A 494-nucleotide genomic window follows, 5' to 3' on the forward strand; every position below is an offset into this window, starting at 1 on the left:
CACGCGCTTACCGCCCCGCTCAGCGGTACAGAGGGTCTGCGCCGGGTGATCGCGCAGCTGGCCGGCGTGGCCCTGCCTGCCGGGCTGTGGGAGAGCCAGATTTTTCCGGCGCGTATCGCTGATTACCAGCCCGCGCTGCTGGATGAACTGCTGGCGAGCGGCGAGGTGCTCTGGCGCGGCAGCCGCGCAGCCGGCACGCGACAGGAGCGGGTGGAACTCTGCCCGGCTGACGCCGCTGCCGCAATCATGACGCCACCGGCGGAGACGCAAACCGTGACGATGTCACCTCTGCAGCAGCGGATCGTGGCGCACCTGCAGCAGCACGGCAGCGTAACCTTCCGGCAGCTGCAGCTCGCCACCGAGAGCGACGCCGGTGATGGTGCGTCACCGGAAACCGACGCGGCGCTGTGGGATCTGGTGTGGCGTGGCTGGATCACGTCGCAGAGCTGGCAGCCGCTGCGGATGCCGCCGCTGCGCAGCAAACCGCGTCCGGC

Annotated in this window: 1 protein-coding gene; it reads left to right on the forward strand. The window is 70.2% G+C overall.

The genetic code is table 11. The annotated features are described in order from the left end of the window. A partial coding sequence (locus HA43_RS18940; protein ID WP_425298531.1) for an Lhr family ATP-dependent helicase occupies positions 1-494 on the forward strand: 494 nt, incomplete at both ends.

The sequence above is a fragment of the Pantoea eucrina genome (assembly GCF_002095385.1).
Taxonomy (GTDB): domain Bacteria; phylum Pseudomonadota; class Gammaproteobacteria; order Enterobacterales; family Enterobacteriaceae; genus Pantoea; species Pantoea eucrina.